Below are 13,997 nucleotides of genomic sequence, written 5' to 3' on the forward strand. Positions count from 1 at the left end.
TCAGAGCGCGGCTGCCGGGTTCGGGCTCACCGCACTCACAACGCCCATGAGATGCCGAGCGCGCTGTGCAGCGCGTGCTGCGCGGCACCCCGGAACGGTTGGGCGGCTGTGGTCTTCGCGTAGCGGAAGCTGAGAGGCATTGCGGCGCGCACGGTGTGGCGGGCGGCCTCCGCGCGGACGTGACTGATGAATTCGTCGCCCAGGCGGGGGGATGCGCCGCCCAGCACCACGTTGGGGACGTCGAGAGCGGCGCCGACGAGGAGCAGCGCGCGCGCCAGCACCCTGGCGCCGAACGCGATTCGCTCGCGTGATTCCGGCTGCTCGGCGAGGGCGCCCAGATCGACCGATTCCAGGTCGGCGCCGTGGGACAGGCCGAGCAGCGATGTCACGGAGACCACCTCTTCGAGGCAGCCGCGGTTTCCGCAGGCGCAGGCCGGCGCATCCGGACCGAAGAGCACGGGGACGTGTCCGATCTCGCCCGCCCGGTGTGCGGCACCGCGCAGAAGGGTGCCGTCGACGATGAACGCGGCGCCTACGCCGGTGCTCAGTGAGACGAACATCTGGTTGGCGCCGAACTGGTCGGAATTCGAGTAGTCGGCCAGCGCCTCGGCATCGGCGTCGTTGATGAGATACACCGGTGCATCGACGATTCCGGCGAGCGCATCGCCGAGATTGACATCCGTCCACTTCAACTGCACGCTCTCGCGGATCAGCGGCCCGTCGGCGATCCCGGGGACCTGCACGCCGATCGCGACCACACGGGCGCGCGTCGACGCGACGAGTTTTCGGACGACGGCCTGGACATCCGAGATCTCGCCGGCGGTATGCGGGCGCTGCGAGACGGTGGACACGTCCTCGCCGAGGAGATTGACGACCGCACCGCGAACCAGTCCCGGCTGGACGATGACAGAGAGGAGGACATGCCGGACAGCGTCGATCTGGAGCGTCGTCGCCCGTTTGCCGCCGGTGCTCTCCGCTCGCTGTCCTTCGATGACGAGGCCCTCGGAGATCAGGCCGTTGAGCAGGGATGACACGGTGGCCGACGTCAGTCCGGTGCGACGTGCGATGCTCGCCCGGGTCGCCGAGCCGTTGCCGGACAACACGAGCTGCAGCGCACTCGTGAGATTGCGCTCACGAACGGCGGCCTGTGTCGCCTTGCCGTGATCCTCTGCCACTGTCCGCTCCTCGATGCGGGTCGATCGCCCCGCTCTCGACCCTAGCGAATGCCGATTCGATTGTCGGTCGGTCGCACGGGACACGCGGCTACGGTCCCGGCCGAGCATACGGAAGGCCGCGGGATCGTGAGGCGATCCCGCGGCCTTCCGTGCAATTGTTATGCGGCGGGGTGCGCCAGTGCGCGCGCCTTGAGGTGGTCGAATTCCGCCTGGGTGATGGTGCCGGCGTCGAGAAGGGCTTTCGCCTTGGCGATCTCGTCAGCGGGGCTGCTGGAGCCCGCGACCTGCTGGATGTACGTGTCGGTCGCCGCCTGGACTTCGCGCGCTTCCTTCTGGCTGCGCTGCGCCATGCCGGCCCCTCGCGCGATCAGGTAGATCAGCGCGGTCAGGAAGGGAACGAAGACCAGGAAGATGATCCACACCGCCTTCCACCACCCGCTCAGCTTGTGGTCGCGGAACAGGTCGCCGATGATCGCAAAGAGTGCGAACAGGTACGCGATGAACGCGAAGCTCCAGAAGAAGATCCAGATGATGTTCCAGACGTTGTTCCAAAAGTCCATGTGTCGTGTGCCCCTTTCTGGTGGGGCTCCGTGCCCCAGTTCAGAATCTAGCGGGCAGGAGCACGCGACGGCCAGCATTCGTTGTTTCTGGGCCTTTCGTTGATGTGACGGGTCCGTGCAGCCACGCAGACGAAATCGGAGATCACTCCGATGCGTGACACCGGCGACAGGACGATGCTCTGGAGTGCAGCACCTGGGAGGGACCATGAGAGGGATTTGGGCGGCATCAACCCCGTCGACGACATTGGGAAGCCTGCCCCCGTGGGCCCTGACGGGGGCGATCATTCTGGTCGTGGTCGTCGTCGGTGTGCTCCTCGTCGTCAACGGCTGGCCGCGTGCAGCCACCGCGTCGAACAGTGCCGACCGAAGCGTCGTTCGCAGCTGGATCGCCGTCAGCCTCGTCGTCGGACTGCTCGTGCTCACCGCGGCCGAGATCGCCGGCAACAACGCGACGACCACCAGTGCTCTGATCGGTGGTCTCACCGCGTCGGTCGGAAGTGCGATCGCGTACTACTTCTCGACGAAGGCTTCGGAGCAGGCGCAGGACAAGCTGACCACGGCTACCGGGGGAGGGGCGGCCCGCCCGATCGTCGTCCCCGATCTCATGGGCAAGTCGGTCACCGACGCGCTGCTCGCGCTGGGGAGCCTCGAGCTCAGGCTAGTCGTCGACCCGACCGCGATCACCCAGGGGACCCTCGGCAACATCGTCGGTCAGGTGCCATTGCCCGGGCCGTCCACGGTCAAGGACAAGACGGTGACCGTCACGCTCGGTTCGTGACGCTGGCGAACGGACCGCTGAGAGCCGCCCACTGCAGGAGCATGATCGTCTTGGCGTCGACGATGGTACGACCGATCGCCTGGAGCGCGTCGTCGAACGGAAGTTCGACGACGTCGATGTCCTCGCCTTCCTCCGCGACGCCTCCGCCGTCGGAGACGCGGTCGGCCGCGCGGTAGCGCGCGGCGTAGAAGTGCAGTTTCTCCGTCACCGACCCCGGACTCATGAATACATCGAAGATGCGCTGGGGAGCGCCGATGTCGAACCCCGTCTCTTCCCTGGCCTCGCGCCTGATCGCGGTGTCGGGATCGTCGTCGTCGAGAAGGCCTGCCGCCGCCTCGAGGAGCATGCCGTCGGGGTGCCCGTTGACGTACGCGGGGTAGCGGAACTGCCTCGTGAGGAGCACCGTGCGTCTCTCGGGGTCGTAGAGGAGCACGGTCGCGCCGTTACCGCGGTCGTAGGTCTCCCGTCGCTCCGTCGACCAGTGCCCGTCGGCGTGCTGGAATTCGATGGTGGTCGTTCGGAGGACGTGCCAGTCGGAGGCGAGGAGACGCACATCAGTGACGACCACTCGAGGATTGCGGTCGAGTCCGAGGCCCGTTCGGTCCAGATGGATGCGGCCTCGCGCGTCCGGTTCGTCGGCACCGTGCATCACGCACTCCCTTCGCCTGCCATGAGAAAGAAGAAAAGCAGAAAGCCCGGATTCCGTGGAATCCGGGCTTTCACTCGCAGGAGAACCTGCGTTTTGTTGCGGGGACAGGATTTGAACCTGCGACCTCTGGGTTATGAGCCCAGCGAGCTACCGAGCTGCTCCACCCCGCGGCACAAGAATTTACTCTAGCACGTCATCGCGAGGTCTCCGAACCGCCGGTGCACATCGCGCACCCGCCCGGCCCGATGGCGTGGAATATCGCGCACCGGCCCATAGAGTTGGACAAAGAGGGGAAGTCGATGGCGAACGCGCTGCAGAAATACCGGGTCTGCGTGATCGAAGACGATCCGGACGTCGCTCTGTACATGAAGACCGTGCTCGAGAAACGTGCGGACGCCGTCGTCCTGGCCATCACGAATCCGGCGCTCGCGCTCGATGGCATCGCGGATTTCGAACCCGACATGGTCATCACCGACATCGAGATGCCGGGGATCAGCGGACTCGACCTGCTCAAAGAACTCCGCCAGTCCTATCCGGGTATGCCTGTCGTCGTGATGACCGCGCATGTTTCGATCGAGTACGCCGTCTCCGCGCTGCGGAGCCAGGCCGACGAATTCCTGACGAAGCCGATCGCGTCAGCCGACCTGGTCTCCATCGTCACGCGCCTCGCCTCGAAGGGTCGACTCACCAAGGCCGCACAGGACCCCCAGGTCGTCCTGGCGGTCGGCGCGCATCCCGACGACGTGGAGATCGGCGTCGGCGGCATCCTGGCCGCGCACCGGGCGGCCGGTAACCGTGTGGTCATCCTGACGCTGTCGCGCGGTGCACGGGGAGGGGACGCCGACGACCGGCAGCACGAATCCCTCGCCGCCGCCGAGCTGCTCGGCGCGCGGCTCTTCATGGAGGATCTCGAGGACACGCAGATCTCGGCAGCCGATCCGACCGTCAGCATCATCGAGCGCGTGGTCGCGGAGGTGCGGCCCGACATCGTCTACACACACAGCGCCCACGAACGCCACCAGGATCACCGGGCGGTCCATTCGGCCACGCTGGTCGCCACCCGGTCGGTGCGCACGGTCTGCTGCTACCAGAGCCCATCGGCGACGATCGACTTCCGTCCGACCCGGTTCGTGCCCATCGACGGTTTCACCGAGGCGAAGCTGGCGCTCATCCGCTGCTACCAGTCCCAGACGGAGGTGCGTGCGTACCTCGACCCGGACTTCGTTCTCGCGACGGCGCGATACTGGTCGCGATTCGGCGGTGGCACGAGCTGTGAACCGCTCGAGGTCATCAAGGACACCGCAGACATCTCGGTGCCGGCATCGTCGATCTCGAACGCCGCACGACTGAAAGGCGATCGCACATGACCCGTGTACTCGTGACCGGTGTCGGCGGACCGGCCGGGGTCGCTGTACTCCGCTCCCTCCTGAAGCGCGAAGACGTGGAGGTCTTCGCCGCCGACATGGACGGGTGGGCGAGCGGCCTGTACCTGGTCGGCGCCGATCGGCGCAGGATCGTTCCGCCGGGGCGCTCCGAGGCCTTCGTCGATGACGTCATCGCGCTGTGCAGGGCCGACCGGATCGACGTACTGTTCTCCACCGTCGACGTCGAGCTTCCCGGCCTGGCCGCGCGGCGGGATGATCTGCTCGCCGCCGGCACGCGCCTTGCGGCTCCGAGCGCCGAGACCCTGGCCGTCTGCCTTGACAAGTACCTTCTGGCCGAACGATGCCGTCCGACGGTGACCGTGCCGACGACCCGCCTCCTGAACGGCGACGGACGCGACTACGACTGGAGTTTTCCGGTCATCGTCAAGCCGCGCAGCGGCGCCGGTTCGCGGGGAGTCCGGCTGATTGCGGATCGTGCCGCTCTCGAAGCACTCGGCGACGACGAGAAGAACATCATCCAGGAGCACCTTCCCGGCGACGAGTTCTCCGTGGACGTCCTTGCGGGACTCGACGGAGCGGTCATCGCCGCCGTGCCGCGCTCACGCGAACGCGTCGACTCCGGTGTCTCGATCGCAGGCCGCACCGTGCGCAGGGCAGAGCTCTCCGACACCGCTGCTGCGGTCGCGCGAGCCATCGGCCTGTCCGGCGTGGCCAACGTGCAGCTCCGCTACAGCGCCGCCGGTGTTCCAGCTCTGCTGGAGGTGAATCCGCGTTTTCCCGGCGCGATGCCGCTCACGATCGCATCCGGCGTCGACATGCCCTCCCTGCTTCACGATCTCGTGATGGGGCGAGACGTTCCGGAGAGCGTCGACTTCGTCGAACTCGCCAACGTGCGTTTCCTCGAAGACGTCTTCCTCGACCCCGCCGCCGTGCTCGTCTCCGAGAATGCGGCGCACGCAGACGGGCCGGGTGAGGAGTGACAGAGGTCCTTCTCGGCGACTATCACGTGCACTCGACATTCTCCGACGACGCCGAAAGCTCCCTCAGCGAGAATCTCGCTGCTGCAGCCTCGGTCGGGCTGCGCGAGATCCGGCTCACCGACCACGTGCGACGGTCGACGACCTGGGTTCCCGAGTTCGTCGCTGCGGTAGTGGCCGAAGCGCGTGATCCGTCGCTCACCGTCCTCACCGGCGTCGAGGCAAAACTGCTCGACGTCACGGGTGCCGTCGATGTTCCTCCCGGCCTGATGGCCGGCATCGGGGGACTGGATGCGGTGGTGATCGGCGACCACCAGTTCCCGGGCACCGACGGTCCCTGGTCCCCTTCGCACACCCGGGAGAGGCTGGCGAACGGACTCGCGGCATCCGACGCCCTCGATCAGCTCATCGTCGCCGGGAACCGGGCGATGGAGTCGACGCCGCACGCCCAGCTGGCGCACTGGTTCTCCATCCTGCCCAAGGTCGGACTCTCCGAGGACCTGCTCGGCGACGACCAGCTCCGCGCGTGGGCGCAGACCGCGGCCCGCACAGGGACGATCGTCGAGGTCAACGAGAAGTGGGGATGCCCGGGGCCGCGTGCGGTGCGGGCTGCAATGGCTGCCGGCGCCCGCGTCGTCGCGTCGACCGACAGCCACTCGGCGGACGCGGTCGGCCGCTACGAGCGGGTCGCGGTCATCATCGGCGAAGCGCGTCGGGATGAGGATGCGGGGGAGCGTCCGTGAGCGGCGATGCCTTCTGGCTGACCGTGCTCACGACCATCCTCCTGATCTTCGTCGCCATCGGGGCCGTACCCATCGTCGCGATGGCGTACCAGTTCATCGTCATTCCGTTCCACGCCTTCATCAACCATTACGAGCGCGCCGCCCCGTACCTGCCACGGGTCGCGGTCATCGTCCCTGCGTGGAACGAGGGCGCCGTGATCGGTGCGTCGATCCAGCGACTCCTCACGCTCGACTACCCCGAGGATGCCCTGCGGGTCTATGTCGTCGACGACGCGAGCACCGATCACACGGCTGAGGTGGTACTCGGCATGGCCGCGCAGCATCCCGGACGAGTGTTCCATCTGCGACGGGCCAAGGGCGGCGAGGGCAAGGCGCACACCCTCAACCACGGAATCCGTGCCGTGCTCGCCGAGGATTGGATGGAGGCGCTCCTGATCATGGACGCCGACGTCATCTACCTGCCGGACTCGCTGCGCCGCATGACCCGCCATCTCGCCGACGACGAGGTGGGGGCGGTGACGGCCTACATCCGGGAAGGCAGTTCCGACCGCAACTTCCTCACCCGGTTCATCGGTCTCGAGTACGTCCTCGCGCAGTCCGCGTCACGGCGTGCACAGAACGTGCTCGGTGCGATCGCCTGTCTCGCCGGGGGTGCGCAGCTGCATTCGCGAGCCAACCTCGAGGCGATCGGCGGCGCCATCGACACGTCATCGCTCGCCGAGGACACGGTCACCACGTTCCGTACCCAGGTCGGCGGGCGCCGCGTGGTCTTCGAGCCGTACGCGGTCGTTCTGGCGGAGGAACCGCACCGTATCGCCGCCCTCTGGAAGCAGCGGCTGCGCTGGGCGCGCGGCAACGTGCAGGTGACCAGGATGTATCGCAAGCTCTGGTTCCGCCCCTCCCGGACCCATCGGCTCGGGAGCATCTCGTTCGGTGTGTTCTGGTTCAGCATCTTCCTGCTCCCGGTCGCCATGGTGCTGTCGACCATCGGTCTCGTCGGGCTGTTCCTGCTGCACAGCGACCTCGCCGCGGCCGTCTTCCGGTCCACGTGGGCACTCGCGACCTGCACCTATGTCTTCGCGATGGTCCTCGGGGTCCAACTGGACCCGAAGACCGGGCGCAGCAGCTGGCGCGAGGCGATCCTGTTCCCGGGTCTGATCTCGATCCTCGTCCTCATCTCGGCGTTCTTCCCCGGACTCATCGACCAGGTCGTTCCCGGGTGGTTCGGTATCGAGTTCACGGCTGAGGCACAGACGGCCTGGACGCTGTTCGTGTATGCCTGGATCACCCTGTCGATGGTCGCGGCCTGGCTCGTCAAGCTCGTCGACTCGACGAAGGTCGGGCGAATCTTCTCGCCGCTGCTGACCTACATCGTGGGCTACGGACCGATGCTGTGTGCGGTGACGGTCGACTCCTACATCAAGGAACTGCGCGGTGCGGAGCAGACCTGGGACAAGACGGAGAAGACGGGGAGGGTGCTCGGATGAACCACGACACGGAACTCGAGCTCCAGGCCGAGATCGATGCCGACCGCCGGGCCGAGTTGCGGCTGATACCGAAAGCGCTCGTCGCGCTCCTGGTGGTCGGGGTGCTCGTCGCGATCCGGGTGGTGTTCTTCTCATGAGTGAGGCGGCCGTATTGCGGCGCGTCGTGATCGCCGACGACGATCCCGACATCCGCGCACTGATGGTGATCGCTGCCGAGCGTGCCGGGGTCGAGGTCGTCGCCGCGGTCGACAACGGGCAGGCCGCGTTCGACGCCATCGAAGCCGGCGGGATCGACCTGGTGGTGCTCGACATCTCGATGCCGGTGATGAGCGGGCTCGAGGTCGCCGACCGCATGCGTGCCGACAGTCGGTTCGACGCGACGCTCATCCTGATCGTCTCGGCGTCGGTCCAGATGCTCACCGATCAGAGGTCGGTCGAGGTGCGCTCCGACAGGTTCATCGTCAAGCCGTTCAGTCCACGACAGCTGGCCGGCACCATCACCGAGATGCTCGACGGATCGGACGACGCGTGACCTTCGACCGCCTCATCGCGCGAGTCTCCCTCGACTCGCCCTCCCCGCTGATCAAGCTGGTCCCGACGATCTTCGCGTTCGCCATCGCGATCATCCTGCTGCTTCTGCCCAGTCCGGTCGCCGAGATCACCATCTTCGCTGACTTCGTCGTCGCGATCGTGCTGGTGGCACTGGCGAGTGTGCTCGCCGCCGTGATTCCGTGGTCACGGTTCCCGGCCGAGACGGTGATCGTGATTCCGGTGATCTCGCTCGTCGCGGTGGGCTTCTTCCGGCTCGGAACGGGTGGAGTGCTCTCACCGTTCGGGTCGGTGCTGCTGCTGCCCTTCGTGTGGATCGCGACGGAGGAAGGCCGCATCAACGCGCTGATCGCGGCTGTCGGGACCTTCCTGGTGCTGTTCGCGCCCATCCTCGCCGACGGCCAGGTTTCGACAGGCACCGACCTCGTCCGGGCGTTCTACGCCCCGGTCATCTATCTCATCGTGGCCTTCGTGATCAACGAGATCGCCCACCGGGTCCGGCAGCAGCTCGCCGCAGCAGAGGCCGCATCCGAACAGCGCAAGGAACTCCTCGAGCGCGCGGTACGGACGAGCGACGAGCTGGCGCTGAACGAGGCGAGGCTCAAGACCGCGAACCGTCTCATCCTCAGCATCTGGAACGCGGTCACCGAGCAGTCTGTCATCGGAACCGATCTCGACGGCCTCATCGACGTCTGGAACCCGGGCGCGGAGAAGATGCTGGGCCTGACCGTGGAGCAGGTGCGTTCCGGGGGTCGGCACGTCGTCGATTTCCACCTGCAGTCGGAGCTGGAAGACCGCCTCGGTGAGATGGATGCCCGCAACGTCACCGTCTCGAGCCCCGAGGACTTCTCGGCACTGGTCGACGCGGTGCGGGCGGGCTATGCGGATGCACGTGACTGGACCTACGTGCGCGCCGACGGAAAACACGTCCCGGTCCAGGTCACCGCCACGCCGCGTCTTGACGAGAACGGCCACCGTATCGGCTTCATCTTCGTCGCAACGGACATGACCAAGTCCCGCGAGTTCGCGCGACTCAAAGATGAGTTCGTCGGCCTCATCTCGCACGAGCTGCGCACGCCACTGAGCTCGATCCTCGGGTATCTGGAGCTGATGCGTGACGACGAGGAGTCGCCGCTCTCCGCCGAACAGCTGCAGTTCCTGGGGGTTGCGGAGCGCAACGCCCACCGGCTCCTCCGGCTCGTCGGTGACCTGCTTTTCACCGCCCAGGTCGAATCAGGGCAGTTCCCGCTCGATCTCCGGGACCTCGATCTCGCCGAAGTGGTCGGCGCGTCGATCGAGTCGGCGAGGCCGGCCGCATCCGCCGCCGCCATCCAGCTCGTCGCCCGCATCGGCGACGGCCCCGTGACGGTGCGCGGCGACGCGCAGCGCGTCGGTCAGGCCGTCGACAACCTGATCTCGAATGCGATCAAGTTCACGCCGGCCGCCGGCACGATCACAGTGGCCCTGGAGGTGGACGGTCCGGATGCGTGCATCACGGTGAGCGACACAGGCATCGGCATTCCCGCGGTCGAGCTCGGACAACTCTCGACGCGGTTCTTCCGCGCCTCGACAGCCACGCGCAACGCCGTCCCCGGAGTGGGACTCGGCCTCACGATCACGAAGGCGATCGTGACAGCTCACGGCGGCAGGATGAGCATCGCGAGCGAAGAGGGTGTCGGCACCTCGTTCACGGTCCGGATCCCGCTCGAAGGGAGGAACGACGATGAGTCCTGAGACGGTGAGCCCAGGGACGGTGGTGTCGATCGCGCAGTTCGCGCCGGGACCCGATCCTGAGGCCAACAGGGCGACGGTCACCGGATTCGTGGAGCAGGCTGCCGCGCGCGGTTCGCGGCTGGTGCTGTTTCCGGAGTATTCGTCGTTCTTCGTGCATCCGCTCGGCGAAGCCTTCGTGCAGGCGGCCGAGACGCTCGACGGCCCGTTCGTCACCCACCTCGGGCAGCTGGCGTCGAAGTATGCCGTCCACGTCGTCGCCGGCCTCGTCGAACGCGTGGACGACCGACAGCGTTTTTCGAACACGCTGGTCGCTGTCGCGCCCGACGGAAGCGTGCAGGCGACCTACCGCAAGCAGCACCTCTACGACGCGTTCGGCGCATCGGAATCGTCCTGGGTCGTGCCCGGTGACCTCGGGAAGCCACAGCTGTTCGACCTCGACGGCTTCCGGGTCGGGATGCAGACCTGCTACGACATCCGATTTCCGGAGGTGACCCGCAGGCTGGTCGACGCCGGGGCCGAGCTGGTGCTGGTGCCGGCCGAGTGGGTGCGCGGACCGCTCAAGGAGCAGCACTGGTCGACCCTCCTGGCCGCCAGGGCCATCGAGAACACCGTGTTCGTCGCTGCCGCCGACCAGTCTCCGCCGATCGGCGTCGGTGGAAGTGTCATCCTCGATCCGATGGGCGTCGCGCTCGCCGGACTCGGCGAGACACCCGGTCTCGCCAGCGCGACCCTGTCGAGGGAGCGGCTCGATGCCGTGCGCCAGCTGAACCCGTCGCTCGCGCTGCGCCGCTACCGCGTCGTCGAGCGCTGACGCAGCCCGGTCAGCTGGGCGGCCGCGCGTTCGAGCACGTCGACCCGTTTGCAGAACGCGAACCGGACGAGGGATGCGCGGCTCACCGCATAGTCGCCACGGCAGAACGCGGACAGTGGGATCGCGACCACACCGGCGAGCTCGGGCAGCTGTCGGCAGAAGTCGACGGCGTCCGTGAAGCCGAGCGGGGCTGCATCGGCGATCACGAAGTAGGTGCCGTGTGAATGGGCGACCTCGAAGCCGGCGCTGCGAAGACCGGCTGAGAGCACGTCGCGTTTGGCCTCGAGATCGGCTGCGATGCCGGTGAAGTAGTCGTCGCCGAGGCGGAGGCCGACCGCGATGGCCGGCTGGAACGGCGCGGCGTTCACGTAGGTGAGGAATTGCTTGACCGCCAGGATCGCCGTCACCAGCTCGGCGGGCGCCGTGATCCAGCCGACCTTCCAGCCGGTGGTGTTGAACGTCTTGCCGCCGGACGAGATGCTCACCGTGCGCTCCCGGGCTCCCGGGAGTGATGCGATCGGCAGGTGGTCGACGCCGAACGTGAGGTGCTCGTACACCTCGTCTGTCACAATGATCGCGTTGTGGCGGTGGGCCAGTTCGACGATCACTTCGAGGATCTCCAGGGGGAGTACGGAGCCGGTCGGGTTGTGCGGACTGTTCACCAGGATGACCCGGGTGCGATCCGTCACCGCCGACCTGAGGGCATGCGGGTCCGGAAGGAAGTCAGGGCCGATCAGCGGAACGGTGCGGTGGACGCCGTCGGCGAGGGCGATGAGGGCGCCGTACGCGTCGTAGAAGGGCTCGAAGGTGACGACCTCGTCACCCGGCTCGAGAAGGGCGAGCAGCGTTGCAGCGATCGCCTCGGTCGCCCCGGCGGTGACCAGGACCTCGGTGTCGGGATCGACCCGGATGCCGTAGAAGCGTGCCTGGTGCTCCGCGACGGCCAGGCGCAGATCGGCGATCCCGATCCCCGGAGGGTACTGGTTCTGGCCGGACCTGATCGCGTCGACGGCGGCCGTGAGGACTTCGTCCGGGCCATCCTCGTCAGGGAATCCCTGACCGAGGTTGATGGCGCCGGTGCGGGTCGCGAGGGCGCTCATCTCGGCGAAGATCGTCGGGGCGCTCCGGCCGTCGGGCGACAGGAGACCTGCGCCGTGCGCGGCACGTTGCCATGATCCTGGAACGACCATGCTGCTCCCTTCGACGCGCCGGATCCGCAATCGGCGTCAGACTCAAACCTACGGCTTCACGGGTTCACTCCGGCAGATGCACCTGGGGAGAGTCATTGGCAGGCGGAAGGTCGCTCACAGGGCGTCCAAATAGAATGCTCAGGTACGGGGCGGATGCTGTGAGTGCTTGGAAGGAGCAAAACCATGACCGACAACACGAACGGCTCTGAGATTACCCCGGAGCCCGCCAAGGCGCAGCCTGAAGACGACCGCACCGAGTCGGTCGTCGAGCCTGCAGCTTCCACCCCCGAGATCTCGAGCACTGAGACGCCCGCGGCCGAGACGCCGGCCGCCGAGGCGCCCGTTGTTCCCGCTGCTGAAGTTCCCGCAGCTCCGATCGCTGAGGCTCCTGCCGCACCGACCGCCGCCGACACCCAGCCCACCGTTCCGCAGACGCCGATCGCGCAGCCCGTGGCCCAGCCGATCGCCCCGCAGCCGACCGCCGAGCAGCCCACCGCCCCGCAGCCCGACTACGGCAACGGCGCGTTCGGACAGCCGGCTCCGGCCTATGCTCCCTACGCGGCGCCGCACGGCTACGCCACGCAGCCGACCACCCCCCTCGCGCCCAGCGTCGGCAAGCCGGCCAAGAAGCGCAACACCGGCCTGATCATCGCGACCCTCGCGATCGGCGCACTGATCGGCGGTGTCGCCGGAGGCGGCGTCGTCGGCATCTACGCTGCGTCGCAGAACACGACGGTCAAGTCGAGCAACGCGTCCGGTGCGACCAACATCACGGTCAACAACCCGAACGACGCGACGATCGTCACTGCGGTGGCCGCGAAAGCGTCGCCCAGCGTGGTCACGATCTCAGTGACCGGCGGAAGCTCAGGCGGCACCGGATCGGGAATCATCCTCTCGTCCGACGGCTACGTGCTCACCAACACCCACGTCGTCACCCTCGACGGCCAGGCGTCCAACGTGACGGTCCAGGTGCAGGACAACGACGGCAAACTGTACAGCGCGAAGGTCATCGGTACCGATCCGACGACCGATCTCGCCGTCATCAAGCTCAACGGGGCCAGCGGGCTCACCCCGGCGACGTTCGCCGACTCGAGCAAGATCAACGTCGGTGACACGGCTGTGGCCATCGGCGCACCGCTCGGCCTCTCCGGCACCGTCACCAACGGGATCGTCTCCGCGCTCAACCGAAGCATCAGCATCGCATCGTCCGCAGCCCCCAGCAGCGGCGACAGCACGCAGGGCAACGGAAACGGCGGCAGCGGCGGTCCGTTCAACCTGTGGAACTTCGACCTCCCCGGCCAGGGCGGCAGCGGCAGCGGAAGCCAGAGCCAGACCACGCCGACCGCGACGATCTCCCTTCCGGTCATCCAGACCGACGCGGCGATCAACCCGGGCAACTCCGGTGGCGCGCTGCTGAACGACAAGGCCGAGATCATCGGCGTCAACGTGGCGATCGCCAGCGCGAGCGACACCTCGAGCACGAGCGGCCAGTCGGGCAGCATCGGTGTCGGGTTCGCCATCCCCGCGAACCTGGCCCAGCGCATCGCCCAGGAGCTCATCAAGGACGGAAAGGCGAGCCACGGCCTCCTCGGAGCATCCGTAGCCGACGCGACCAGCGACACGAAGAGCACGACCGTCGGCGCCGAGATCAAGGACGTCACCAGCGGTGGCGCAGCCGCCAAGGGTGGCCTTCAGTCCGGTGACATCATCACCAACTTCAACGGGCTCCCGATCACGAGCGCTACCGACCTGACAGCTCAGGTGCGTGCACTCGCCGGCGGGTCCAAGGCCGACGTCACCTACGTTCGCGGTGGCGCGACGAAGACGACGACCGTCACGCTCGGAACCTTCAGCACCAAGTAGATCGCCTCGCGATCGGACCAGCCGCCCCCGTGGATCCGCCGCGGGGGCGGCTTTCCTGTGTGAGCCGCCAGATTGCGAATCTTCCCGGCTGGTAAG

Annotated in this window: 14 protein-coding genes and 1 tRNA gene; 10 read left to right on the forward strand and 5 right to left on the reverse strand. The window is 67.3% G+C overall.

Annotation, left to right across the window (positions count from 1 at the left end; all coding sequences use genetic code 11):
• Positions 1 to 35: 35 nt before the first annotated feature.
• Both AAYO93_RS06145 and AAYO93_RS06150 read right to left on the reverse strand, forming a co-directional pair.
• On the reverse strand, positions 36 to 1,175 hold the full coding sequence (locus AAYO93_RS06145) for an ROK family transcriptional regulator (protein ID WP_345764118.1): 1,140 nt from the start codon (positions 1,173 to 1,175) through the stop codon (positions 36 to 38).
• Between the two features lie 158 nt (positions 1,176 to 1,333).
• A complete protein-coding gene (locus AAYO93_RS06150) occupies positions 1,334 to 1,735 on the reverse strand; it encodes an SHOCT domain-containing protein (RefSeq protein ID WP_345764119.1) in 402 nt (133 codons plus the stop codon).
• A gap of 205 nt (positions 1,736 to 1,940) precedes the next feature.
• On the opposite strand from AAYO93_RS06150, the gene AAYO93_RS06155 reads away from it, so the two are divergent.
• Positions 1,941 to 2,513: a PASTA domain-containing protein gene (locus AAYO93_RS06155; protein ID WP_345764120.1), complete on the forward strand. Its 573-nt coding sequence runs from the start codon at positions 1,941 to 1,943 to the stop codon at positions 2,511 to 2,513.
• On the opposite strand, the gene AAYO93_RS06160 is transcribed toward AAYO93_RS06155, so the two are convergent.
• Both AAYO93_RS06160 and AAYO93_RS06165 read right to left on the reverse strand, forming a co-directional pair.
• A complete protein-coding gene (locus AAYO93_RS06160; RefSeq protein ID WP_345764121.1) occupies positions 2,497 to 3,162 on the reverse strand; it encodes an NUDIX domain-containing protein in 666 nt (221 codons plus the stop codon). The genes AAYO93_RS06155 and AAYO93_RS06160 overlap by 17 nt on opposite strands.
• 96 nt (positions 3,163 to 3,258) lie before the next feature.
• Positions 3,259 to 3,332 (reverse strand) — tRNA-Met (locus AAYO93_RS06165).
• Between the two features lie 129 nt (positions 3,333 to 3,461).
• Between AAYO93_RS06165 and AAYO93_RS06170 the strand changes: the two genes are divergently transcribed.
• From AAYO93_RS06170 to AAYO93_RS06205, 8 genes are read left to right on the forward strand one after another with little or no spacing between them, the layout of a single operon-like run.
• Positions 3,462 to 4,529 carry a response regulator gene (locus tag AAYO93_RS06170; protein WP_345764122.1) on the forward strand — a complete coding sequence of 356 codons (1,068 nt, stop codon included), beginning with the start codon at positions 3,462 to 3,464 and terminating at the stop codon, positions 4,527 to 4,529.
• On the forward strand, positions 4,526 to 5,527 hold the full coding sequence (locus tag AAYO93_RS06175; RefSeq protein ID WP_345764123.1) for an ATP-grasp domain-containing protein: 1,002 nt from the start codon (positions 4,526 to 4,528) through the stop codon (positions 5,525 to 5,527). Before AAYO93_RS06170 ends, AAYO93_RS06175 begins: the two co-directional genes overlap by 4 nt.
• The gene (locus tag AAYO93_RS06180) at positions 5,524 to 6,267 is read left to right on the forward strand and encodes a PHP domain-containing protein (protein ID WP_345764124.1); all 744 of its coding nucleotides are present in this window, start codon (positions 5,524 to 5,526) and stop codon (positions 6,265 to 6,267) included. Before AAYO93_RS06175 ends, AAYO93_RS06180 begins: the two co-directional genes overlap by 4 nt.
• Positions 6,264 to 7,754 carry a glycosyltransferase gene (locus AAYO93_RS06185; RefSeq protein WP_345764125.1) on the forward strand — a complete coding sequence of 497 codons (1,491 nt, stop codon included), beginning with the start codon at positions 6,264 to 6,266 and terminating at the stop codon, positions 7,752 to 7,754. The genes AAYO93_RS06180 and AAYO93_RS06185 overlap by 4 nt, the downstream gene beginning before the upstream one ends.
• Complete coding sequence (locus tag AAYO93_RS06190; RefSeq protein WP_345764126.1) at positions 7,751 to 7,891, forward strand: hypothetical protein; 141 nt, start codon at positions 7,751 to 7,753, stop codon at positions 7,889 to 7,891. Before AAYO93_RS06185 ends, AAYO93_RS06190 begins: the two co-directional genes overlap by 4 nt.
• Positions 7,888 to 8,286, forward strand: a complete 399-nt coding sequence (locus AAYO93_RS06195; protein ID WP_345764127.1) for a response regulator — start codon at positions 7,888 to 7,890, stop codon at positions 8,284 to 8,286. Before AAYO93_RS06190 ends, AAYO93_RS06195 begins: the two co-directional genes overlap by 4 nt.
• Entirely contained in the window at positions 8,283 to 10,037 is a 1,755-nt protein-coding gene (locus tag AAYO93_RS06200) for a sensor histidine kinase (RefSeq protein WP_345764128.1), read from the forward strand. The genes AAYO93_RS06195 and AAYO93_RS06200 overlap by 4 nt, the downstream gene beginning before the upstream one ends.
• Positions 10,027 to 10,848: a carbon-nitrogen hydrolase family protein gene (locus AAYO93_RS06205; RefSeq protein ID WP_345764129.1), complete on the forward strand. Its 822-nt coding sequence runs from the start codon at positions 10,027 to 10,029 to the stop codon at positions 10,846 to 10,848. The genes AAYO93_RS06200 and AAYO93_RS06205 overlap by 11 nt, the downstream gene beginning before the upstream one ends.
• Here AAYO93_RS06205 and AAYO93_RS06210 read toward each other — a convergent pair.
• Complete coding sequence (locus AAYO93_RS06210; protein WP_345764130.1) at positions 10,827 to 12,038, reverse strand: pyridoxal phosphate-dependent aminotransferase; 1,212 nt, start codon at positions 12,036 to 12,038, stop codon at positions 10,827 to 10,829. The two genes, AAYO93_RS06205 and AAYO93_RS06210, sit on opposite strands and share 22 nt — an antisense overlap.
• 183 nt (positions 12,039 to 12,221) lie before the next feature.
• Between AAYO93_RS06210 and AAYO93_RS06215 the strand changes: the two genes are divergently transcribed.
• Positions 12,222 to 13,901: a S1C family serine protease gene (locus AAYO93_RS06215; RefSeq protein ID WP_345764131.1), complete on the forward strand. Its 1,680-nt coding sequence runs from the start codon at positions 12,222 to 12,224 to the stop codon at positions 13,899 to 13,901.
• Positions 13,902 to 13,997: the final 96 nt, after the last annotated feature.

The sequence above is a fragment of the Diaminobutyricibacter sp. McL0608 genome (assembly GCF_039613825.1).
Classification (GTDB): Bacteria; Actinomycetota; Actinomycetes; order Actinomycetales; family Microbacteriaceae; genus Diaminobutyricibacter.